The sequence below is a fragment of the Acidimicrobiales bacterium genome (genome assembly GCA_035531755.1).
In the GTDB taxonomy this organism is placed as follows: Bacteria; Actinomycetota; Acidimicrobiia; order Acidimicrobiales; family UBA8190; genus DATKSK01.
This window is the reverse complement of record DATKSK010000077.1, coordinates 1-20,834: the sequence shown is the minus strand read 5'-3', so window position 1 is coordinate 20,834 and position 20,834 is coordinate 1. Positions and strand designations below refer to the sequence as shown.

25 protein-coding genes and 1 pseudogene are annotated in these 20,834 nt (G+C 73.9%); 19 read left to right on the top strand and 7 right to left on the bottom strand.

All coding sequences use genetic code 11. The annotated features are described in order from the left end of the window. Positions 1-122 precede the first annotated feature (122 nt). The 5 genes from VMV22_15170 (at position 123) to VMV22_15150 (ending at position 3,821) form a co-directional block, all read left to right on the top strand. The gene (locus VMV22_15170; protein ID HUY23671.1) at positions 123-560 is read left to right on the top strand and encodes a DUF5318 family protein; all 438 of its coding nucleotides are present in this window, start codon (positions 123-125) and stop codon (positions 558-560) included. An 83-nt stretch (positions 561-643) separates the two neighbouring features. Further along, positions 644-1,678, top strand: coding sequence for a DUF929 family protein (locus VMV22_15165; GenBank protein ID HUY23670.1), 1,035 nt, complete (start codon positions 644-646; stop codon positions 1,676-1,678). A 13-nt stretch (positions 1,679-1,691) separates the two neighbouring features. After that, complete coding sequence (locus VMV22_15160) at positions 1,692-2,294, top strand: vitamin K epoxide reductase family protein (GenBank protein HUY23669.1); 603 nt, start codon at positions 1,692-1,694, stop codon at positions 2,292-2,294. Positions 2,295-2,368: 74 nt separating this feature from the next. Beyond that, positions 2,369-2,956, top strand: coding sequence for an RNA polymerase sigma factor (locus VMV22_15155; protein ID HUY23668.1), 588 nt, complete (start codon positions 2,369-2,371; stop codon positions 2,954-2,956). Between the two features lie 28 nt (positions 2,957-2,984). Continuing rightward, positions 2,985-3,821 carry a methylated-DNA--[protein]-cysteine S-methyltransferase gene (locus VMV22_15150; protein ID HUY23667.1) on the top strand — a complete coding sequence of 279 codons (837 nt, stop codon included), beginning with the start codon at positions 2,985-2,987 and terminating at the stop codon, positions 3,819-3,821. Here the strand turns inward: VMV22_15150 and VMV22_15145 are convergent. Continuing rightward, the gene (locus tag VMV22_15145) at positions 3,801-5,015 is read right to left on the bottom strand and encodes an MFS transporter (protein ID HUY23666.1); all 1,215 of its coding nucleotides are present in this window, start codon (positions 5,013-5,015) and stop codon (positions 3,801-3,803) included. The genes VMV22_15150 and VMV22_15145 overlap by 21 nt on opposite strands. Before the next feature lie 51 nt (positions 5,016-5,066). Between VMV22_15145 and VMV22_15140 the strand changes: the two genes are divergently transcribed. Then, a complete protein-coding gene (locus tag VMV22_15140) occupies positions 5,067-5,810 on the top strand; it encodes a class I SAM-dependent methyltransferase (protein ID HUY23665.1) in 744 nt (247 codons plus the stop codon). Next, on the top strand, positions 5,803-6,534 hold the full coding sequence (locus VMV22_15135; GenBank protein ID HUY23664.1) for a hypothetical protein: 732 nt from the start codon (positions 5,803-5,805) through the stop codon (positions 6,532-6,534). Before VMV22_15140 ends, VMV22_15135 begins: the two co-directional genes overlap by 8 nt. Here the strand turns inward: VMV22_15135 and VMV22_15130 are convergent. Then, entirely contained in the window at positions 6,527-7,042 is a 516-nt protein-coding gene (locus tag VMV22_15130) for an SRPBCC family protein (GenBank protein ID HUY23663.1), read from the bottom strand. The genes VMV22_15135 and VMV22_15130 overlap by 8 nt on opposite strands. A 7-nt stretch (positions 7,043-7,049) precedes the next feature. Continuing rightward, complete coding sequence (locus tag VMV22_15125; protein ID HUY23662.1) at positions 7,050-7,250, bottom strand: hypothetical protein; 201 nt, start codon at positions 7,248-7,250, stop codon at positions 7,050-7,052. 81 nt (positions 7,251-7,331) lie between these two features. On the opposite strand from VMV22_15125, the gene panB reads away from it, so the two are divergent. The 7 genes and pseudogenes from panB to VMV22_15090 all read left to right on the top strand — a co-directional run bounded on the left by panB (position 7,332) and on the right by VMV22_15090 (position 12,477). Continuing rightward, positions 7,332-8,168, top strand: a complete 837-nt coding sequence (gene panB, locus VMV22_15120; GenBank protein HUY23661.1) for a 3-methyl-2-oxobutanoate hydroxymethyltransferase — start codon at positions 7,332-7,334, stop codon at positions 8,166-8,168. Positions 8,169-8,301: 133 nt separating this feature from the next. Then, positions 8,302-8,670, top strand: coding sequence for a 30S ribosomal protein S6 (gene rpsF, locus VMV22_15115; GenBank protein HUY23660.1), 369 nt, complete (start codon positions 8,302-8,304; stop codon positions 8,668-8,670). 21 nt (positions 8,671-8,691) lie between these two features. Next, a complete protein-coding gene (gene ssb / locus VMV22_15110; GenBank protein HUY23659.1) occupies positions 8,692-9,171 on the top strand; it encodes a single-stranded DNA-binding protein in 480 nt (159 codons plus the stop codon). 3 nt (positions 9,172-9,174) lie between these two features. Continuing rightward, positions 9,175-9,426 (top strand): annotated as a pseudogene (gene rpsR / locus VMV22_15105) (30S ribosomal protein S18). A 275-nt stretch (positions 9,427-9,701) separates the two neighbouring features. Continuing rightward, positions 9,702-10,151, top strand: coding sequence for a 50S ribosomal protein L9 (gene rplI, locus VMV22_15100; protein HUY23658.1), 450 nt, complete (start codon positions 9,702-9,704; stop codon positions 10,149-10,151). Positions 10,152-10,411: 260 nt separating this feature from the next. Further along, a complete protein-coding gene (gene dnaB / locus VMV22_15095) occupies positions 10,412-11,782 on the top strand; it encodes a replicative DNA helicase (GenBank protein ID HUY23657.1) in 1,371 nt (456 codons plus the stop codon). Positions 11,783-11,829: 47 nt separating this feature from the next. Next, entirely contained in the window at positions 11,830-12,477 is a 648-nt protein-coding gene (locus tag VMV22_15090) for a class I SAM-dependent methyltransferase (protein HUY23656.1), read from the top strand. Here the strand turns inward: VMV22_15090 and VMV22_15085 are convergent. From VMV22_15085 to VMV22_15075, 3 genes are all read right to left on the bottom strand, one after another. Further along, positions 12,461-13,948, bottom strand: coding sequence for a HAMP domain-containing sensor histidine kinase (locus VMV22_15085; protein HUY23655.1), 1,488 nt, complete (start codon positions 13,946-13,948; stop codon positions 12,461-12,463). The two genes, VMV22_15090 and VMV22_15085, sit on opposite strands and share 17 nt — an antisense overlap. 4 nt (positions 13,949-13,952) lie before the next feature. Further along, positions 13,953-14,648, bottom strand: a complete 696-nt coding sequence (locus tag VMV22_15080; GenBank protein HUY23654.1) for a response regulator transcription factor — start codon at positions 14,646-14,648, stop codon at positions 13,953-13,955. A gap of 83 nt (positions 14,649-14,731) precedes the next feature. Then, positions 14,732-14,935, bottom strand: coding sequence for a hypothetical protein (locus VMV22_15075; GenBank protein ID HUY23653.1), 204 nt, complete (start codon positions 14,933-14,935; stop codon positions 14,732-14,734). Between the two features lie 218 nt (positions 14,936-15,153). On the opposite strand from VMV22_15075, the gene VMV22_15070 reads away from it, so the two are divergent. From VMV22_15070 to ilvA, 4 genes are all read left to right on the top strand, one after another. Continuing rightward, positions 15,154-15,657: a nuclear transport factor 2 family protein gene (locus VMV22_15070; protein HUY23652.1), complete on the top strand. Its 504-nt coding sequence runs from the start codon at positions 15,154-15,156 to the stop codon at positions 15,655-15,657. A 4-nt stretch (positions 15,658-15,661) separates the two neighbouring features. After that, complete coding sequence (locus VMV22_15065) at positions 15,662-16,552, top strand: LLM class F420-dependent oxidoreductase (GenBank protein ID HUY23651.1); 891 nt, start codon at positions 15,662-15,664, stop codon at positions 16,550-16,552. A gap of 82 nt (positions 16,553-16,634) precedes the next feature. Continuing rightward, positions 16,635-18,488 carry an FAD-binding protein gene (locus VMV22_15060; GenBank protein ID HUY23650.1) on the top strand — a complete coding sequence of 618 codons (1,854 nt, stop codon included), beginning with the start codon at positions 16,635-16,637 and terminating at the stop codon, positions 18,486-18,488. 56 nt (positions 18,489-18,544) lie between these two features. Then, positions 18,545-19,816, top strand: coding sequence for a threonine ammonia-lyase IlvA (ilvA, locus tag VMV22_15055; GenBank protein ID HUY23649.1), 1,272 nt, complete (start codon positions 18,545-18,547; stop codon positions 19,814-19,816). A 144-nt stretch (positions 19,817-19,960) separates the two neighbouring features. On the opposite strand, the gene VMV22_15050 is transcribed toward ilvA, so the two are convergent. Further along, a complete protein-coding gene (locus VMV22_15050) occupies positions 19,961-20,137 on the bottom strand; it encodes a hypothetical protein (GenBank protein ID HUY23648.1) in 177 nt (58 codons plus the stop codon). Positions 20,138-20,426: 289 nt separating this feature from the next. Here VMV22_15050 and VMV22_15045 point away from each other — a divergent pair. After that, the coding region (locus tag VMV22_15045) for a hypothetical protein (protein HUY23647.1) at positions 20,427-20,834 on the top strand (408 nt) is incomplete at its 3' end.

Sequence of the window (20,834 nt, the reverse complement as noted above, 5' to 3'; positions counted from 1 at the left end):
CAAGTCGGGCTCCCGGGCCCGCCGGCCACCCGCCCCCGGGGCCCCGGACGGGCCGGGTGGTCGGGCGCGAAGAGTCGGCGATCCCGGGTCGAAAGCGGGCCGGCGACGGTACCCTTGTGGCGATGAGCTTCGGGCCGTCGGCCTTACGAGGGTTCCCGGTGACCGGGACCGGTGGGCGGGTTGAGTACCGCCTGGCCCGCAACGCCGTCGTGAGCGAATTCCACAAGGGGCGCCTGTCGCGCCTCGACGTGTGCGACGCGCACCCCGAACTGCTGCGCGCCGCGCGCAACGTCGGCGTGCCGCTCCCCGAGGACTGCCCGATCTGCGACGAGACGCAGGTCGTCCACGTCACCTATGTGTTCGGCCAACGGCTGCCGCCCAACGGGACCTGCCCGGGGACGCCCACCGAGCTGGCACGCCTGTGCCGGCGGGCGGACGAGGTGGCGTGCTACGTGGTCGAGGTGTGCCCCCAGTGCGCGTGGAACCACCTCGCCCGCATGTACCCGGCGGGCGGTCGGCACCGCGCCGCGGCGCGCCGGGCCGTGCGGGGCAACGGCTGACCGGATTCACCGCGCCCACGGGGGGCGCCTGATGGGGCACCATTGTCCGGTCCGACTCCGGGGCGATCCAAGGGGACCCAGCGATGAGCCAAGTGAAGCCACCCAGCCAGGGATCGGGCCAGCGCCCCGGTCCCCAGGCGCGAAAGCCGGCTCCGGGCAAGCGCCCGCCGGCGAAGACGGGGCCGAAGGGTCGGCCGGCCACCGCCGGGAAGGGCACCGCCGGGGGCGGGGCCAAGGGCCGCACCGGGCGTCCCAACAAGACCATCTCGGCCCCCCCGCCCCGGCGCTTCTCGCCCTCCACGCTGGCCTTCGGGGCCGTCGGCGTGGTCGTGGTGATCGTCCTCGTGTTCGTGGTCGTCACCGTGACCGGCAAGAAGTCGCCGTCCAGCTCCACGAGCGTCCCGCCGCCCACGCCGGCGTCGGCGGCCGTGCTGTCCGAGGTGACCGGGGTCCCGGCGTCGGTGGCGTCGACCGTGGGCACCGGGCAGGGCGTGACCGCACCCCAGGTCCTGAAGAACCAGCCGCTGCTCACCTCCGGCGGCAAGCCGGAGGTCCTGTTCATCGGGGCCGAGTTCTGTCCCTACTGCGCCGCCGAGCGCTGGGCGACGGTGATGGCGCTCAGCCACTTCGGCACGTGGTCGGGCCTCAAGGAGACGACGTCGTCGCTGTGGGACACCGATCCCGGTACCGCCACGTTCTCCTTCCGCGACGCCAAGCTCACGAGCTCGACCGTCTCCTTCGTCGGGGTCGAGCACGAGACGAACGACACCAACGGGGCCGGCACCCGGAAGAACCTGCAGCCGCTCACCACGGCCCAGGGCAAGTTGTGGACGAAGTACGCCGCGCAGTTCGGCATCAACACGGGCTACCCGTTCCTCGACTTCGGCAACAAGGTGTTCGTGACCGGCCCCAGCTACGACCCCGCCATCCTCGCCGGGCTCAACCAGCAGGACATCGCGTCCAGGCTGTCGAACCCCTCGGACCCGGTCACCCAGGCCATCGTGGGCACGTCCAACTACCTGACGGCGGCGGTGTGCTCGTTGACCGGGAACCAGCCCGCCGCGGTGTGCTCGGCCTCCGGGGTGCACAAGGCGGCCGCCGCGCTGAAGCTGAGCTGAGCGGGACGACCCGGTGTCCTTCCCCCACGCGCCGCCCGACGTGGACAGCGACGAGGACGACGACGACGTCCCCACCGTGTCGCGCTGGCTGCCCGTGGCGGCGTTCGTGCTGTCGCTCGTCGGGCTGGGGATCTCGCTCTATCTGACCATCGACCACTTCCGGGGGACCCCGCCGACCTGCCCGGCCAGTGGGTACGTGGACTGCACCAAGGTCACGACGAGCAAGTTCTCGTACCTCTTCCACATCCCGGTGTCGCTGCTCGGGCTGCTGTTCTACACGGGCATGGTGGCCATCAACTGGCCCCCGCTGTGGCGGTCGCGGGTCCGGGCCGTGGGGTGGGCCCGCCTGGCGATGGTCGTCGGCGGCGTCGGCTTCGTCCTCTACCTGCTCGCCGCCGAGCTGTTCAGCATCAAGGCCATCTGCCTGTGGTGCACCGGGGTGCACATCGACACGTTCATCCTCTTCGTCCTCGTCGTGACGTCGTTCCCCACCATGTCCGGCGGCGGTGCCCGGTGGCAGGAGTGGGAGGACGGTCCCGAGGACGACGCCGGCACCGCCACCGACCTGACCGGCGTCCCCTTCACGGCCGGGGACGCCGACCCCGAGCCGCGCTGAGCCAGGGGTAGCCGCCGGTCCCCGGCGGGCGTCGGGTGCAACCGATGTGCGACCGTCGGGGTTGAGAGGGTGTGGTGGCACAGCGACGCGACACGACCGTGCTCGAGGGGCTGGCCGGTGACCTCGAGAGCGGGTACGGCGCCTTCGTGCGCGCCCACGCCGACGACGTCTACAGCGCGGCCCTGCGGCTCAGCGGGTCGCGGGCGGATGCCGACGACATCGCCCAGGAGACCTTCGTGCGCGCCTACCGCGCCCTGCGGCGCTTCGACGCCGAGCGCCTGCGGTCGCTCGAGGCGCGGCCCTGGCTCCACACCATCACGCTGAACCTGTGGCGCAACCGCCTGCGGGCCGCCGCCCGCCGGCCCCGGACGGCGCCGGGCGACCGCCACGGTGACGTCGCCGACGGGCGACCCGGGCCCGAGGACGCGGCCGTGGCCGGCGAGGCGTCCCGGGCCCTCGTGCGCCTGCTGGCGCAGCTCCCCGAGCACCAACGGGTGCCGGTCGTGCTGCGGCACGTGGTCGGGCTGTCCTACGCCGAGCTGGCCACGGTGCTGGCGTGCCCGGTGGGCACGGCCAAGGCCAACGTGGCACGCGGTCTCGACCGCCTGCGCGTCCTCGGCCGGGCCGACGACGCCGGCGCGACGGGAGCGGAGACGCGATGACGGAGCACAGGCACGACGAGGAGGCCCCATGACCAGCGCCCGACCCCGCGACGGCTCCCCCCGGGCGGCGCGCCCCGTGCCGGTCGGCACCGCCGCGCTGCGGCGGCTGCGGGCCGAGGCACCGGCGGCGTTCGTCGAGTCCGTCCTCGACCGGCTCGGCCTCCACGCCGGCGACCGCTTCGTCGTCATGGCCGGCCCGGCCGGCGACGTCTTCGTGGCCTTCAACGACAGCGGCATCAGCGCCGTCGTCCCCGCGGCGCGCTTCGACGGCGACGCCGCGCGCTTCGCCGAGCACCATCGGCGGACCGCCGGCCGCGCCGTGGCGGCCGCGGCGCGCCCGCCCGCGGGGCTGGAGGCCGCCCTGCGCACCGGCCGGGCGCGGCGCCTGCGCTACGACCTGTCGGGCCTGTCGCCGTTCGAGCGCGCCGTGCTCACGAAGACGCTCGAGATCCCGCCGGGCGAGGTGCGTCCCTACGGGTGGGTGGCTCGCGAGATCGGCCGTCCCCGCGCCGTGCGCGCCGTGGGGTCGGCGCTCGGTCGCAACCCCGTGCCGGTACTCATTCCCTGCCACCGCGTGGTGCGCAGCGACGGCCACGTCGGGCAGTACGGGTTCGGTGTCTCCATGAAGCGGGCGCTGCTCAGTGCCGAAGGGGTGGACCTGGAGCGCCTGCAGCGCCTGGCTGACGCCGGGGTGCGCTTCATCGGCAGCGACAGCACGGGCGTGTTCTGCGTGCCGTCGTGCCACCACGCCCGGCGTATCCGACCCGCACACGAGGTGCCGTTCCGCAGCGCGGCGGCCGCCTTCGTGGCGGGCTTCCGGCCGTGCGCGCACTGCGCGCCGGCGTCAGGACGCAACGCCTCCTGACCACGAGCGCGGCGCCAGCAGGAAGGCCACGGCCAACAGCGCGGCGAGCGATCCCGACACGAGGCACGGCACCACACCGGTGCCGTGCCAGGCGAGCCCGGCCCACACCCCCGCCACCACCACGGCCAGGCCGCGCAGCCCCTGGAACAGCCCCTGGGCCCGCCCCTGGCGGCCGGGGCCGGCCAACGAGGACGCCCATGCCTTGCCGACGCCGTCGGTGCACGCCGTGAAGCCGCCGTAGGCACCGAGCACCACCCACGCCGCGGTGTGGTCGTGTACGAGGCCGAGCCCGAGGTAGGCGAGGGCGAAGAAGACGAGCCCGAGCCCGAAGACGCGCGCCCGGGGGAGGCGGTCCGACAGCGCTCCGGCCGGGTAGCTGCCCAGGGCGTAGACGACGTTGTAGGTGGCATACGCAAGGATCACCGTCGCCACCGAGAAGCCGATGGCCCGCAGGCGCAGCAGGAGCAGGGCGTCGGGGAAGTTCACGAGGCTGAAGGCCGTCACCGCCATCGTCATCCGCCAGAACCCCGTCCCCATCGGCGCCCGGGCTCCGTCGCGTACCGGGGCCCCGCCCGCCGGGGTTCCGTCCCGCACCGGGGTTCCGTCCCGCACCGGGGCCGCTGTCCTCGACTCGCGCACCGCCGCCACCAGCAGCGTGCTCAGCGCGGCGGGGACCACGGCCACCACCAACAGGGGCCGGATGTGATGGTGCAGGGCCTCGTAGCCGCCGAGCCCCAGCAACGGGCCGACCACCGCCCCGGCGGTGTCCATGGCGCGGTGGAACCCGAAGGCGCGGCCCCGGTCGCCGGCGCCCACGCCGTCGGCGATGAGGGCGTCGCGCGGCGCCCCCCGCACCCCTTTTCCCAGCCGGTCCACACACCGGGCGACGAGCACCACCGGCCACACCGTGGCCAGGGCCACGAGGGCCTTGCCCACGGCGCCCAGGCCGTAGCCGGCGCCGATGAGCGGCCGGCGGCCCGCGCGGTCCGCCAGGGTGCCCGCCAGGGGCGTGATGGCGGCGGCGATCCCGTCGGCCAGACCCTCGATCGACCCCACCACCGCCACCGGCGCGCCCAGGACGGTGGTGAGGAAGATGGGCAGGACCGGGTACAGCAGCTCGCTCGCGGTGTCCTGGAGGAAGGACACGCCCGAGAGGACCAGGAGGTTCCGACTGAGCCAGCGCGGGCGGGCCACGATCCGTGCTCCTCTCCGGCGTCGGCGGGCGTTGTGTGGGATTGTCGCACTGTGCGGCACGACGCGGGCCCGACGATCGCTCGGGACAACCGGTTCGCCCGGCGGCTGTTCTCGCCGCTCCCCGCCCGCTACGACCGCCTGGAGGCGTGGCTGTCGCTGGGACAGAACGCCCGGTGGCGCCGCGCCATGGTCGACCGGGTGGTCGACGGCCCGCCGGGCCTGGTGCTCGACGTGGCCACGGGGACCGCTGGGGTGGCCCTGCAGATCACCGCCCGCACGGGCGCCCGCGTCGTCGGGATCGACCTCACCGAGGCCATGCTGCGCGTCGGGAAGGACAGCGTGGCCCGGGCCGGCGCCGGTGCGGCCGTGCAGTTGCTGGCGGGCCGGGCCGAGCAGCTCCCCTTCGCCGACGGCGTTTTCGACGCCCTGACCTTCACCTACCTGCTGCGGTACGTTGAGGACCCCGCCGCCACCCTGCGGGAGCTGGCCCGGGTGGTCAAGCCCGGCGGGGCCGTCGCCAACCTCGAATTCCTGGTCCCCCGCGGCCGCTTCTGGCGCTTCTGGTGGTGGGGGTACACGCGCCTGGTCCTCCCGCTCGCCGGGGCCGCCGCGGGCGGGCGCCCCTGGTTCGAGGTGGGGCGCTTCCTCGGCCCCGACATCTCGGCCCACTACCGGCGCTACCCCCTCGAGTGGACGGTGCGCGCCTGGCAGGACGCCGGGCTCACCGACGTGGGGGTGCGGCCCATGAGCCTGGGCGGCGGCCTGGTCATGTGGGGGCGGCGCGCCGGTGGCTGACGCTCCCCGTCCCGCTTTCTACGCCGCCCGCCGCGGCGCTTGGCGCGACTGGTGGACGCTGCTGCACCCGCCCTACACCGCCTGGCACCTCTCCTACGTGGTGGTCGGGGCCTGCCTCGCCCCCCGGGTGCAGGTGGCCCGCCTGGTGGCCACGGTGCTCGCCTTCTTCCTGGCCGTGGGGGTGGCCGCCCATGCCCTCGACGAGCTCCACGGCCGCCCGCTGCGCACGGCCGTGCCCTCCTCCGCCCTCCTCACCGCCAGCGCCCTGGCCCTGGCCGGGGCCGTCGCCCTCGGCGTGGCCGGGGTCGTGACGGTGGGGGTGGTACTGGTCCCCTTCATCGTGGTGGGGCCGGTGCTGGTCGTGGCCTACAACGCCGAGCTGTTCGGCGGGGCGGTGCACAGCGACGCCGGCTTCGCGGCGGCCTGGGGGGCGTTCCCCGTGCTCACCGCCTACGTGGCCCAGTCGGGCACCCTGCGTCCGGCCCCGGTGCTGGCCGCCGCGGGCGCCTTCGCCCTGTCGTGGGCGCAGCGGAGCCTCAGCACGCCCGCCCGGCTCCTGCGGCGCTCGGTGCGCGACGCCGAGGCCACCCTGTCCCTGGCCGACGGCTCGGTCCGGCGCCTCGACACCGCGGCGCTGCTGGCCCCGCTCGAGCGGGCCCTGCGGGCCATGTCGTGGGGCGTCGTGACCCTGGCGACGGCCCTGGCCCTGGCCCGCCTCACCTGAGCGGGTCGTACCCGGGCCGGTCCGGGCCGGTCGGTTCGGACGCGCCGGCGGAGACGAGGTAGCGCCGGTAGCCGTGGACGGTGGCGTCGACCACCCGGTCGTGGCCCCACCGTAGGAGGGGGTGGGCCACCCGCGCCGCCAGCCGCATGGGCCGCTGCATCATCTCGATCGTCCACGACACCTCGGCGCAGGTGCCATCACCGTCGGGTGCGAGCACGAGGGTGGCCTCGCCCTCGAGGTCGCCGTGGACGGTGGCGTCGATGCGATGGGGCGGCTCGCAGTGGTCGAGGACCACCCGGATGCGCATCCGGTAGGGCACGGGCGGTGACACCACGCCGTGGAGCACGGCCCCGTCCTCGAGGCGCGACCCCTCGAGGCGGAACTCGCCCAGCCACGCCCACCAGGCCTCGAAGCGGTCGCAGCGCTCGATGGACCCCCACATCGCCGCCGGCGGCTGGTCGAACGTGAACCGGCCCCGGTACTCGATGACGGCGGGCGACCGGGCCACGGGGCGCTCAGTCCCCGGCCACGGGCTCGTTGGGGTACTGGGCCACGCACGAGGGGCACCACCACTCGGCGTCGGGCTCGGTGACGGCCACCCGCAGGGCCCCGCCCTCGTCGGCCGCCAGGTAGACGCGGCGCACGGCACGCCGGGGGCGGCCGGCGTGGCCGCAGCTCTCGCAGGTCGGGCCGGGTCGTGGCCCGTCGGATGCCACCGCCGAACGGTACACTGGGGGCACATCCCGGTCCCGTCGCCGCCGGCAGCCATCGTGCGCTGGACGGCAAGGAGGCCTCCCATGGCACCCAAGGTCACGGTCCCCGAGGTCCGGTCGCGAAAGCGGGCGCGCGGCAGCGACCCCCTCGTCATGCTCACCGCCTACGACACGCCCGGGGCGCGCATCGCCGACGCCGCCGGGGTGGACATCGTGCTCGTGGGCGACTCGGTGGCGAACGCCGTGCTCGGGCACGCCGACACCCTCCACGTCGACGTGGGGGTCATGGCCCACCACGTCGGCGCCGTGGGCCGGGCCTCGCCCCGGGCCCTGGTGGTGGGGGACATGCCCTGGCTCAGCTACCACGTGTCGGTCGAGGACACCGTGCGCAATGCCGCCGTCCTGGTGCGGGCCGGCGCCCAGGCCGTGAAGCTCGAGGGCGGCCGGCTCCGGGTGCCCATGGTCGAGGCCCTGGTCGCCGCCGAGGTCCCGGTGATGGGCCACCTCGGCCTCACCCCCCAGTCCATCCACACCATGGGCGGCTTCAAGGTGCAGGCCAAGCAGGCGGCCGCGGCGGACGCCCTGGTCGACGACGCCAAGGCCATCGTCGCCGCCGGGTGCTTCGCCATCGTGCTCGAGGGGGTGCCCGACGTGGTGGCGGCCCGCCTCACCGCCGAGGTGGACGTGCCCACCATCGGGATCGGCGCCGGGGCGGGGTGCGACGGCCAGGTCCTGGTGTTCCACGACCTCCTGGGCCTGACGGCGGGGCCCGTCCCCAAGTTCGTCCGGCGCTACGCCGATCTCACCACCGTGGCCACCGAGGCGGTGGCCGCCTGGGCCGCCGACGTCCGGTCGGGGGACTTCCCGTCCGACGCCGAGACGTACCACCTCCCCGCCGCCGGGGGCCCCGGAGGGCGCTGACCCACCCGTCGGGTACCATGACCCCGGCCATGGGCCCGGGTACCACGACCGGGACGGGGCCACAGAACCCTGCTCCGCACGGGCGGAGCCCCGGTTGCCGGAAGGCCCGGGTCCGGAGGGAGGTGAGCCGCGCGTGCGGCCGTACGAAACGATGATCATCTTCGACCCCGAGGTCGAGGAGTCCGCCATCCAGGGCGTCCTGACCAAGGCGCTCGAGGTGGTCCGGTCCAACGGGGGCACGACGGGGACCGTCGACCGCTGGGGACGACGGACCTTCGCCTACGAGATGCGCAAGAAGCGTGAGGGGTACTACGTGGTGGCGGAGTTCACCGCCGAGCCCAAGGCGTCCGCCGAGCTCGACCGGTTCCTCGTCCTCGCCGACGAGGTCCTCCGCCACAAGACCGTCCGGCTGCCCGACAAGGTCGCCGGGCGGGCCAGGTCCAAGGCGCCCGCGGCGGCCAAGCCGGCCACCGCGGACGGCGACGGCCCGGATGCGGGCTGAGCAGCGAGCGGAGGGAAGACCATGTCGAACGGCAACAACGTCGTGCTCGTCGGGAACGTCACCCGGGACCCCGAGCTGCGCTTCACGCCCACGGGCCAGGCCACGGCCTCGTTCGGGCTGGCGGTGAACCGGCGGTGGCAGAACCGCCAGACCCAGGAGTGGGAGGAGGCGACGTCGTTCTTCGACGTCGTGTGCTGGCGGGAGATGGCCGAGAACGCCGCCGAGTCGCTCGCCAAGGGCAGCCGCGTCATCGTCACCGGCCGCCTCGACCAGCGGTCGTGGGAGACCCAGGACGGCGACAAGCGCTCCAAGATCGAGATCACGGCCGACGACATCGGCCCGAGCCTGCGGTGGGCCACCGCCCAGGTGACCAAGAACGAACGGCGCGGCCCGGCGGGCGAGGGCGGCAGCGGCGCTCCCCGTGCCGAGCGTGCTCCCGCCGCGCAGGGTGCCGGTGCCGGTGCCGGCGCCGGCTACGGCTTCGACGAGGAGCCGTTCTGAGCCATGGCACGGAATCCTGAGCGTACGGGCCGGCGCGCCCCCAAGGACGCGGCGCGCCGCGTGAAGAAGAAGCCGTGCGCCATGTGCCGGGACTCGGTGGAGTGGGTCGACTACAAGGACGTGGCCACGCTGCGCCGCTACACCAGCGACCGCGGCAAGATCCGCGCCCGTCGGGTCACGGGCAACTGCGACCGGCACCAGCACGCCATCGCCCTGGCCATCAGGACGGCCCGTGAGATGGCGCTGCTCCCCTACACGCAGCGCACCACCATGGAGCGCCCGGGTGGGCGCGGCCGCGGCCGCTCCGGCGGCCCCGACCGTCCGCCTGTCGGTGTCGCCACCGGGCCCGACACCGCCGGGGCCACCGCCGTCAACAGCGCCAACCCGCACCGTGGCGACGGGCTCGCCGACGGCGCCGGTACCACCGGCACGGCGTCGAGCGCCGGCACCGGGTCGTCCGACGGTGCGACCCGCAACACACAGTCGATCGAGCGGGCCGGGGCGCTGTCCTCGGCCGAAGGTGGTGGGTGATGCGGGTCCTGCTCCGCAGTGACGTCCAGGGCGTGGGGAAGAAGGGCGACCTCGTCGCCGTGGCGGACGGCTTCGCCCGCAACTTCCTCTTCCCGACCGGGCGGGCCCTGGCGGCCACCGACGGCATCGAGGCCCAGGCCACCGCCATGCGCCGGTCGCGCGACCTGCGCGACGCGCAGGACAAGGACGCCGCCGAGTCGGTGGCGGGCGTGCTGCGGGCCGCCACCGTCACCATCACGGCGCGCGCCGGGGCCGAAGGGCGCCTGTTCGGGTCGGTGACCGCCGGTGACGTGGCCGACGCCCTCGAGGCCCAGACCGGCGCCGTCGTCGACCGCCGCAAGGTGCACCTGGCCGAACCGATCAAGTCGGTCGGCACCCACGTCGTCCCCGTCCGTCTCCACGCCGATGTGGACGCGGAGGTGACGGTGGAGGTCGTCGCCGGCTCCTGACCGGCTCCTGACCGGCGCCGGACCGCACGCGCCGCCCCGGCGCGCGGCCCTCACGGGGAGCGACACACCCGTCTGTCATCGTGACCGCGTGCGACCTCGCCGCGGACGATCCCTGCCCCCGGGGTTATCCCCAGCGCGCGGTGCTCCGCCCAGGCGTCGTCCACAGTGTTGTCCACCTCAAACACCGTGTTGTCCACCTCAAATTCGCAGGGTTTCGGGACTGTTTACCCCCAGGCCCGGTAGTCCAGGGTAGGGGGACCATGGCGCAGGCTCTCGAAGAACCCCGCGTCCACCGGCTGCAGGCCGCCGGTGGTCGCGTCCCCCCGCACAACCTCGATGCCGAGGAGTCGCTGCTCGGCGCCATGCTCCTGTCGCGCGACGCCATCGCCTCGGCGCTCGAGTGCTGCGGCGCCGAGGACTTCTACAAGCCCGCGCACGGCCACATCTACGGCGCCGTCATGGCGCTCTACGCCCGGGGGGAGCCCGCCGACCCCGTGACGGTGGCCGACGAGCTGCGGCGCTCGGGGCTGCTCGAGGCCGTGGGTGACGCCTCGGTGCTCATCTCCCTGCAGGTGAACACCCCGTCGACGGCGAACGCCGCCCACTACGCGCGCATCGTCGAGGAGCACGCCCTGCTGCGGCGCCTCGTCACCGTGGCGGGAGAGATCGCCGAGCTCGGCTACAGCGTCCCCGAGGACGTCTCCGCCGTCGTGGACCGCGCCGAGACGATGGTGTTCGAGGTCGCCCAGCGGCGCGTGATCGACACCATGGCGCCCCTGCGCGAGCTGCTGGCGGCCAGCCTCGACCACCTGGAGAGCCTCTACGCGCGCGGCGACACCATCACCGGCGTGCCCACCGGGTACGACGACCTCGACGACCGCCTGGCGGGGCTGCAGAAGTCGAACCTCGTGGTGGTGGGAGCCCGTCCCGCCATGGGGAAGACGAGCTTCGCCCTGGGCATCGTCAAGCACGCCGCGGTGCACGCCCGGGTGCCGGTGCTGCTGTTCTCCCTCGAGATGAGCCACCTCGAGCTCACCCAGCGCATGCTGTGCTCGGAGGCCCACGTCGACGCCACCCGCATGCGCAACGGGCGGCTGCTCGAGTCGGACTGGCCCAAGATCTCCGACGCCATCGGCCGCCTGGGCGACGCCCCCATCTACATCGACGACAACCCCAACGCCACCGTCATGGACATCCGGGCCAAGTCGCGCCGCCTGAAGGCGCGCGAGGGCCTGGGCCTGGTGGTGGTCGACTACCTGCAGCTGATGAGCGGGCACAGCAAGAGCAGGGCGGAGAACCGCCAGGTCGAGGTGTCCGAGATCAGCCGGGGCCTCAAGGTGCTCGCCCGCGAGCTCGACATCCCCGTGATCGCGCTGTCGCAGCTCTCCCGGAACCTGGAGATGCGCCAGGACAAGCGGCCCGTGCTGGCCGACCTGCGCGAGTCGGGCTCGATCGAGCAGGACGCCGACGTCGTGCTGTTCATCTACCGCGACGAGATCTACAACCCCGAGTCACCCGACCGCGGCACCGCCGAGATCATCATCTCCAAGCACCGCAACGGGCCCACCGGCACGACCCAGCTCGCCTTCGTCGACCGCTACACCCGCTTCGCCGGCATGGCCCGGGTGTGACCCCGGCGGCGCGGCGCCGGGCACGGGCCCGGTGGTAGACAACCGCCGTGGCCCCTGACGACGAAGGACGGGCGGCCCCGGGGCCCGTGGTGCGGGCCCACGAGGGTGCCGGGCCCACGGACTTCGACGCCGTCTACGAGGGCACGCCGCCGTGGGAGATCGGCCGTCCCCAGCCCGCCCTCGCCGAGCTGGCCGACGCCGGCATGTTCACCGGGCGCGTGCTCGACGTGGGGTGCGGCACCGGCGAGCACGCGCTGCTGGCGGCGGAGCTCGGGTTGGAGGCGACGGGCGTGGACTCGTCGGCGCGGGCGATCGACATCGCCCGCGCCAAGGCCGCCGACCGGGGCCTGTCCGTGCGCTTCATGGTGATGGACGCCCTCGACCTCGGCTCGCTCGGCGGGCAGTTCGACACCGTGGCCGACTCCGGCCTGTTCCACGTCTTCGACGACGACCGGCGTGCCCGCTACGTCGACAGTCTGCGCGCCGTCACCGCCCCCGGTGGACGGGTCCTGGTGCTGTGCTTCAGCGACCGACAGCCCGGCGAGTGGGGCCCGCGGCGCGTCACCGAGGAGGAGATCCGCGCCTGCTTCCGCGACGGCTGGCGGGTGGACGCCGTCGACGACGCCCGCATGGTGATCGTCATCTCCCCCGACGGTGCCCGTGCATGGCGCGCCGTGGTCACCCGATCGCCGTAGGCGACTGCTCCTCGGCCGCGGCGGCCGCATCAGCCGGCGTCGTCGTCGCGTGCGCGGCGGCCGCCAAGGGGATGCGCACCCAGAACGTGGCGCCCGGCGCGCCGCCGTCGCGTCCCGACACCACGCCGACGGCGCCGCCGTGGGCGTGGGCGATGGCCGACACGATGGTGAGGCCCAGGCCCACGCCCCCCGTGGCCCGTGCCCGCGTGGGGTCGGCGCGGTGGAAGGGCTCGAAGATGCGCGTCTGCTCCTCCATGGGCACGCCCGCCCCGTGGTCCCGGACCTCCAGGACCGCCATGGTGGGCTCGACGCCCACCATGACCTCCACCGGGGAGCCCGCCGGTGTGTGCTGCACGGCGTTGGTGAGGAGGTTGTCGACCACCTGCCGGAGCCGGTGGGCGTCGCCGGTCACGGGGACGGGCCCGGGCACGGCCAGGCCGAGGGTGCGGTCGGGCGCCACCGTGCGCGCCGCGTCCACGGCCGCGCCGGCCAGGGCGGCCAGGTCCACGGTCTCGAGGGCCAGGGGGCGCTGGCGGTCGAGACGGGCCAGGAGCAGCAGGTCGTCGACGAGGACGCTCATGCGGTTGGCCTCCTCGCGGATGTGGCGCATGGAGGTGGCGAGGTCCTCGGGACGGTCGCGCGCCCCGCGGTCGAACAGCTCGGAGTAGCCGCGGATCGACGTCAGGGGGGTGCGCAGCTCGTGCGAGGCGTCGGCGAGGAACCGCCGCAGCCGCTCCTCCGAGGCGGCCTGGGCCGCGAACGCCGTCTCGATGCCCGTCAGCATGGTGTTGAGCGCCTGGCCGAGCTGGCCGACCTCGGTGCGCTCGTCGGTGGTGTCGACCCGCCGCGAGAGGTCGCCGGCGGCGATGGCCCCGGCCGTGGCCGTCATCTCGTCGAGGGGCCGCAGGCCCCGGCGCACGATCCACCACGCCAGTCCGCCGAGCCCGACCACCACCGCGCCCGACACCAGCAGCTCGATGAGCACCAGCCGTCCCAGGGTGTGGTGCAGGTCGTTCAGCGGGATGGCCACGATGGCGGTGACGGGGATGCCCTCGATCGACGTCGACTTGGCGAGCACCCGGTAGCTGACGCCCGAGTCCGTCGAGCCGGTGGCGTCGAACAGGACCGAGGTGCCGGTGGCCCCCGACCCCGGCAGCTGGTTGGGCAGGCCCGGCGGCGACAACGGGTAGCCGGCGGTGCCCACCACGGTGGTCCCGCTCTGGTCGCGCACCTGCACCCACAGGCCGGGCGGGGGGACCACCCCGGGCGTGTGCCGGCAGAACGGGCCCGAGAACGGCTCGGCCTGGCAGATGGCCGACGCCGTCACCGGGTCCACGTCGCTCTGGAGCTGCTCGTCCACCTGCGAGAAGAGGTAGGAGCGCAACGACGTGTAGGTGGCCACGTCGGCCACCACCAGGCCGACGGCCACGATGCCGACGAGGACCAGCAGCAGCCGCAGCCGCAGCGTCACGGGCCTACTCCGGCGACGTGCGCAGGCAGTAGCCGACGCCCCGGATGGTGTGGATCAGGCGGGGCCCGAGGGAATCGATCTTCTTGCGCAGGTAGCTGATGTAGATCTCCACGACGTTGGCGTTGCCGTCGAAGTCGTAGTTCCACACGCGGTCGAGGATCTGCGACTTCGACACCACGCGCCCGGTGTTGAGCATGAGGTAGTGCAGCAGCTTGAACTCGGTGGGGGTGAGCTCGACGGCGGTCGACCCCCGGTAGACCTCGTGGCTCTCCTCGTCGAGGCTGAGGTCGCTCACGCTGAGCCGGCCGTCGTCGCCCTCGCCGTGGACGCGACGCAGGATGGCCCGCACCCGCACGATGAGCTCCTCGACGCTGAAGGGCTTGGTCATGTAGTCGTCGCCGCCGAGCGTGAAGCCGCGCAGCTTGTCGTCGAGGGTGTCGCGCGCCGTCAGGAAGAGCACGGGCAGCCGCCCGCCGATGCGGTCGCGGCCCATGCGCTCGAGGACCTCGAACCCGCTCAGGTCGGGGAGCATGACGTCGAGCACCACCAGGTGGGGCCGGAACGTCGTCATGGCCTCGAGCGCCTCGCGCCCGAGATGGGTCACCGCCACCTCCATGCCCTCGTAACGCAGGGCCATGGCCAGGAGGTCGGTGATGCTCGGCTCGTCGTCGACGACCAGGATGCGGGAAGGCTCGGACATGGTGGGACCTGCGCCCAGCCTGCCGGAGTTCCCTGTGGGTTATCTGTGAAGACCGAGCGGGGGGCGCCGCCCTGCTCGGCAGGTCAGAAGCCCGACGCCGCCCGGCGCGGCTTCTCCAGGGCCCGGGGGACGCGCCGCGACCCGTCGCTCCCGGGGGCGGTCGCCGGCGCCAGCGCGGTCACGGAGGCGCCGTGCCCGTCCTCGTCCCCGCCGGCCTCGATGCCCAGATCGGCGAAGGTCTCGTCGATCAGGCGCACGATCTCGTCGCACCGCTCACCCAGGCTCATGGTCACCGCCTCCTTCTGCCTGACCATCGGCGGGGGGCATCGGGTGCTGAAGGGCACAAAGTCGCTGGCCCGCCGGTCCTTCCGCCGTTGGTGCGCCAACCATACGCTGCGTGGCGAAAACGACCACGATGCGTGGGGTCGGGTCACATGCATGCCGGAGTGCTCCCGTCGCCGCACCCGGCGACACCGCCGCCCCCGGGTCGTACGATGCGTCGACCGTGGACGACGTGCAGCGTGACATCGCCGATCGCCTGGCCCTGCGCCGCCTGGTCGACACCTACGCCCGCGACGTCGACCACCGCGACAGCGACGCCGTCGCCCTGCTCTTCGCGCCCACGGGCCGGCTCGTCGCCCACTTCGACCCCGGCGCCCCGGGCTCGCCGACGATCCGCACCGGCCGCGAGGAGATCCGCGGCGCGCTGGTCGACGGCCTCGCCCGGTACCTCGGCACCACCCACGTGGTGGGCGGCCAGGTGGTCGGGCTCGGCGCCGGCGGTGACCGCGACCGGGCCACGGGCGAGACGACGTGCCTGGCCCACCACGTCTACGAGCGCGCCGGCGAGCGGCGGCTGCTCGTCATGGCCGTCCGCTACCACGACGAGTACGTGCGCACCACCGGCGACGACGGGGGCGGTCCCGGGGGCGAGGGCGGGGTGTGGTGCTTCGCCCAGCGCCAGCTGCACGTCGACTGGCGCGACGACCGCCCCGTGGCGCAGCGTTGACGGCGTGACCACGCTGAAGCTCGCCGCCCTGCCGCCCGTGCGGGCCGGGGTGTGCGCGGACCCCGACTGGATGGCCGGCTTCGCCCGGCACGTCGAGGCCATCGGCTTCGAGTCCATCGTGGTCGTCGAGCACCCGCTCGTGGTCGGGAACACCACCAGCACGTACCCGTATTCACCCTCGGGACGCATGCCCCTGCCCGACGACTGCGCCATCCCCGACCCCGTCGACACGCTGGCCTTCCTGGCCGGGGTCACCTCGACCCTGGGGCTCTCCACCGGCGTGCTCGTCCTCCCGGCACACCACCCGGTGGTGATGGCCAAGCGCCTGGCCACCGTCGACCGGCTGTCGAAGGGCCGGGTCCGCCTGTGCATCGGCGTGGGCTGGATGCGCGAGGAGCTCGAGGCGTGCGGCACCGACTTCGACAGCCGGGGCCGGCGCACCGACGAGTGCATCGACGTGATGCGGGCCCTGTGGGCCGACACCGAGCCCGAGGGCGCCTCCTTCGAGGGCGAGTTCTTCCGGTTCTCCCACGCCCACACCCACCCCAAGCCCTACCGCCCGGGCGGGATCCCCATCCACATCGGGGGGCACACGAAGGCCTCGGTCCGGCGCGCGGCGCGCCGCGGCGACGGCTGGCAGCCGCTCGGGCTGTGGGGCGAGGAGCTCGAACAGGCCCTGGCGCGCCTGGTGCAGGAGACCGAGGCGGCGGGCCGCGACCCTTCCGCGCTCGAGCTGACGATCAGCGCCCTGTCCACGTCGACGACGCCCGAGACGGTGGAGAAGCTGGTGGCGATGGGGGTCGACCGCCTGGTGGTCACCTGTGCCGAGCCCGATCTGGCCGCCGCCAGGGACGACATGTCGGCCGTCGCCCAGCGCCTCGGCCTCCTGCCGTAGGCGTGGCGCCCGGGTACTGTTCGGCCATGACACTGACGCCCGCGTCAGCGATCGCGGGCGGCGGCCGGGCGGGGGGGACGCCGTGAACGTCGCCGTCCTCGTCAAGCAGGTGCCGAAGGTCGAGGAGTTGGAGCTGCTCCCCGACGGGCGGCTCAAGCGCGACGGCGTCGAGCTCGAGATGAACGCCTATTGCCGCCGCGCCGTCAGCAAGGGCGTCGAGATCGCCCGGGACACCGGCGGCCGGTGCGTGGTGTTCACCCTCGGGCCCCCCGTGGCCGAGGATTCCCTGCGCGAGGCGGTGGCCTGGGGCGCGGACGAGGGCGTGCTCGTGTCCGACCCCGCCTTCGCCGGCTCCGACACCCTGGCCACGGCCTCGGCCCTGGCCGCCGCCGTGCGCCACCAGGGCCCGTTCGACCTGGTCCTGACGGGGCGCAACTCGATCGACGCCGACACCGGCCAGGTGGGCCCGGGGGTGGCCGAGCTGCTGGGGCTGCCCTTCGCCGCCGGCGTCAAGGAGCTCACCGTGGGGAGTGTGTCCGTGACGGTGCGCTGTGAGCTCGACGACGGCTGGCGCGACGCCCGGGTGGCGCTGCCGGCGGTGCTGTCGGTGGCCGAGCGGCTCACCGAGCCCTGCAAGGTCCCGCCCCAGGGGCGCGCCGACGTCGACCCTGGGCGGATCCGCCGGCTGTCGGCGGCCGACCTGGGCCCCGGCCCGTGGGGCGCGGCGGGGAGCCCGACGGTGGTGGGCGAGGTGCGCGCCATGGACGTGGTGCGCCGTCGTGTGGTGCTGTCCGGTGACGTCGCCGCCCAGGTGGCGCAGGCCGTGGACCTGCTGGACCGGTGGGGTGCGCTCGACGCCGTCCGTCACCACCACGCCCCCGGGAGCGCGGCGACCGACGCCGACGGCAGCGCCGAGCCCGGTGTCGACGCCGTGGGCCCCGTCCCCGCCGCCGCACCGCCGACGGGGACGCCGACGGGGACGCCGACGGGGACGCCGGGGCCGGTGTCGACGCCGGTGGTCGCCGTGGTGGTGGAGCCCGGCCGGCCGCGCCTGGCGCGCGAGCTGCTGGCCGCGGCCGTCCACCTCGCCCGGCGCCTCGACGGCCAGGTCGTCGCCGTCGGGCCCGAGCTCCCGGGTCCCGGCGAGCTGGCCGCCTGGGGCGCGGACCGGGCGCTGGCCCTGACGGGCACGGCGGTGGAGGAGGACGTGGCCGAGGTCCTCGCCCGGTGGTGCGCCGAGACCGCGCCGTGGGCGGTGCTCGCCCCCGGGACGCTGTGGGGACGCGAGGTGGCGGCCCGGACCGCCGCCCGCACGCGGTCGGGCCTGACCGGCGACGCCGTGGGCTTCGGGGTCGAGGACGGCCGCCTGGTGGCCTGGAAGCCGGCCTTCGGCGGGAGCCTGGTGGCGGCCATCTCGTGCACGTCGCCCGTGCAGATGGCGACGGTGCGCCCCGGCGTCCTGCCCCTGCGCGCCGCACGGTCCGCCGCACCCCCGGTGCCGGTGGAGCACCTGGCGGGGACGAGCCGAGGCCGCGTCGAGGTCACCGACGCCGGCCGCGACGACGAGGTCGAGGCGCTGCTGGCGGCGCGCACGGTCGTGGCCGTGGGCCAGGGGGTCCCCCCCGAGGAGTACGGCAGCCTCGAGCCCCTGCTGAAGGTCCTGGGGGCGCAGCTCGGGGCCTCGCGCAAGGTGACCGACAAGGGGTGGCTGCCCCGGGCCCGGCAGATCGGCATCACCGGGCACAGCGTGGCCCCGGCCCTCTACGTGGCCGTGGGGGTGTCGGGGAAGTTCAACCACATCGTGGGGGCGCGTGGGGCGGGCACCATCGTCGTCGTCAACACCGACCCCGAGGCCAGGATCATGGAATGGGCCGATGTGGCCATCGTCGGTGACTGGCGCGAGGTGGTGCCGCTGCTCGCCGGCGCCCTGGGCTGAGGCTGCCGGTCCCGGGCTCGCCCCCGCGCCGGCGTCGTGCCCGTAGTGTCTCCTCCGTGGCGGCGTCGGGTGCAGGGTGGCGCGAACGGGTCGGCCTCGACGACGTCCGGGCCGCCGCCGAGCGCCTCCGGCCCGTCGGCGTCACCACGCCGCTGCAGCGCAGCGACCGGCTGTCGCAGCGCACCGGCGCCGAGGTGTACCTGAAGCGCGAGGACCTCCAGGCCGTCCGCTCGTACAAGATCCGGGGCGCCTACAACTTCATCGCCGGCCTGTCGGCCGACGCCCTGGCGGCCGGGGTGGTGTGCGCCAGTGCCGGCAACCACGGCCAGGGCGTGGCCTGGAGCTGCCGCCACCTCGGCGTGCGTGGGGCCGTCTTCCTGCCCGACCGCACCCCGCGCCAGAAGGTGGCCCGCATCCGGGCCCTGGCCGGCGCCCTGGTGGACGTGCGCTTCGCCGGGGAGAGCTTCGACGACGCCAACGCCGCCGCCTTCGCCTTCGCCGGGGAGACGGGGGCCACGGTGGTGCCCACCTTCGACCACCCCGCCACGATCGCGGGCCAGGGGACCATCGCCCTCGAGGTGCTCGACCAGCTCGGCGCGGCGCCGGACGTCATGACCGTCCCCATCGGCGGGGGCGGGCTCGTGTCGGGCATCGCCGTCGCCCTCGACGGGCTCGGGGCGCCCACCACGATCGTCGGCGTGCAGCCCGCCGGGGCGCCGGCCATGGCGCGCTCGGTCGAGGCCGGCCGGCGCCTGACCATCGACATCACCGACGACTTCGTCGACGGCGCCGTGGTGCGCACGCCGGGCGAGCTCACCTTCGCCGTCGTGTGCGACCTCGTCCCCCGCATGGTGGTGGTGGCCGAGGGCCGGGTGTGCACCGAGCAGCTCGACCTCTACCAGACCGACGGCATCGTGGCCGAGCCCGCCGGGGCGCTCGCCCTGGCCGCGCTCGACGACATCGCCCCCGAGATCGCCGGCCGTACCGTGGTGTGCATCTTGAGCGGCGGCAACAACGACGTGGCCCGCTACGACGAGATCATCGAGCGCAGCCTGGTGCACCAGGGCCTGAAGCACTACTTCGTCGTGGCCTTCCCGCAGCGCCCCGGCGCCCTGCGCCGGTTTCTCGACGAGTGCCTGGGCGACACCGACGACATCGTGCTCTTCGAGTACATCAAGAAGAACGATCGGGAGTTCGGCCCTGCGCTCGTCGGGATCCAGCTCGGCGACAGAGACGACCTCCGGCCCCTCCTCGACCGCATCGCCCGGTCCGGCCTCGACGCCCAGCTGGTGCCGCCCGACAGCCCCCTGTTCCGCCTGCTGGTGTGAGCCGGGCCGGTCTCCGGGTTCAGCCGCTCCGCCGCCACTGCCGGCCTTAGCCGGCTGCTCAATGTGCTACTTCCCATTTGTCACCGGCCCGGCACCGGTCGCCTCCCCAGTCTTGACGAACTCCCTGCTCACCGGGGTAAGCGCTTACGCCTCGTTTGATTGAGCGGTAATGGCGTAGTCCCACTCGCCGTGGAATTCATGAGGATCGAGGGGAACGGCGGCCAACTGCTTGTTGGTGATCGTGACGCCGGTCGGATTCCAATTCGGGTCGTAGTCCGCCTGGATGGTGAGCCCGGGGATTGGGGAGACATCGAATGGCACACTCCCAAGTGGGTCGGCCCCGGTGGCATCCACCCTGGACCGCGCGGAAGTCTGGAGTTGGCGAAACTGATCAGAGAGACCGTTCGACACTTGTTGACTAAAGTGGCTGTCAAGCTTCGCGAAGGGGTGGAATTCTGCGGTGACTGGCGGGTCGCGCTTTCGTTCCTGGGCATCTTTTCGTGGATGGATGGACGTTGGAACACTTGCTATGGCTGTAGTGGTCGCCCCTTTTGCCATTGCAATGGGGCGTTTCCTTGCCTCCTCCGGTCACGTCTTCCTATGGGGTGACTTGGCGCTGACCGATGTTCGCGTTCTCGACGCGCTTCGGTTCAATCAGCTTGTCGGACCCTATGACCGCTTCGGATGGAATCATCCGGGGCCCGCCCTCTTCTACTTGCTTTCGGCCGTTGCGCGCGTTCTTGGTAGCGGTGGGCGTGCCGATTTCGTCGGGGCTGCGTTGATCAATGGGCTGTCGGCCCTCGGTGTGGTGTGGGTAGTACGCCGCCGAGCAGGAGCTTGGCCAGCATTGTGGGCGGCTTCGTGTATGGGCCTTCTTGAGATCGTGTTGTCAACACCGTGGAATCCCGATGTAGGGGCCTCGGTGGCCAGTCCATGGGATCCCTACGTGGTGATCTTCCCCCTCGTCTTGTTCGGCACCCTTGCGGCGGTTGGAGCGACCGGTTCGTGGCCCTCCATC

Coding starts and splice junctions, on each gene's coding strand:
- VMV22_15170 (HUY23671.1), top strand. CDS start 123: ATGAGCTTCGGGCCGTCGGCCTTACGAGGGTTCCCGGTGACCGGGACC.
- VMV22_15165 (HUY23670.1), top strand. CDS start 644: ATGAGCCAAGTGAAGCCACCCAGCCAGGGATCGGGCCAGCGCCCCGGT.
- VMV22_15150 (HUY23667.1), top strand. CDS start 2,985: ATGACCAGCGCCCGACCCCGCGACGGCTCCCCCCGGGCGGCGCGCCCC.
- panB (HUY23661.1), top strand. CDS start 7,332: ATGGCACCCAAGGTCACGGTCCCCGAGGTCCGGTCGCGAAAGCGGGCG.
- ssb (HUY23659.1), top strand. CDS start 8,692: ATGTCGAACGGCAACAACGTCGTGCTCGTCGGGAACGTCACCCGGGAC.
- rplI (HUY23658.1), top strand. CDS start 9,702: ATGCGGGTCCTGCTCCGCAGTGACGTCCAGGGCGTGGGGAAGAAGGGC.
- dnaB (HUY23657.1), top strand. CDS start 10,412: ATGGCGCAGGCTCTCGAAGAACCCCGCGTCCACCGGCTGCAGGCCGCC.
- VMV22_15080 (HUY23654.1), bottom strand. CDS start 14,648: ATGTCCGAGCCTTCCCGCATCCTGGTCGTCGACGACGAGCCGAGCATC.
- VMV22_15075 (HUY23653.1), bottom strand. CDS start 14,935: ATGAGCCTGGGTGAGCGGTGCGACGAGATCGTGCGCCTGATCGACGAG.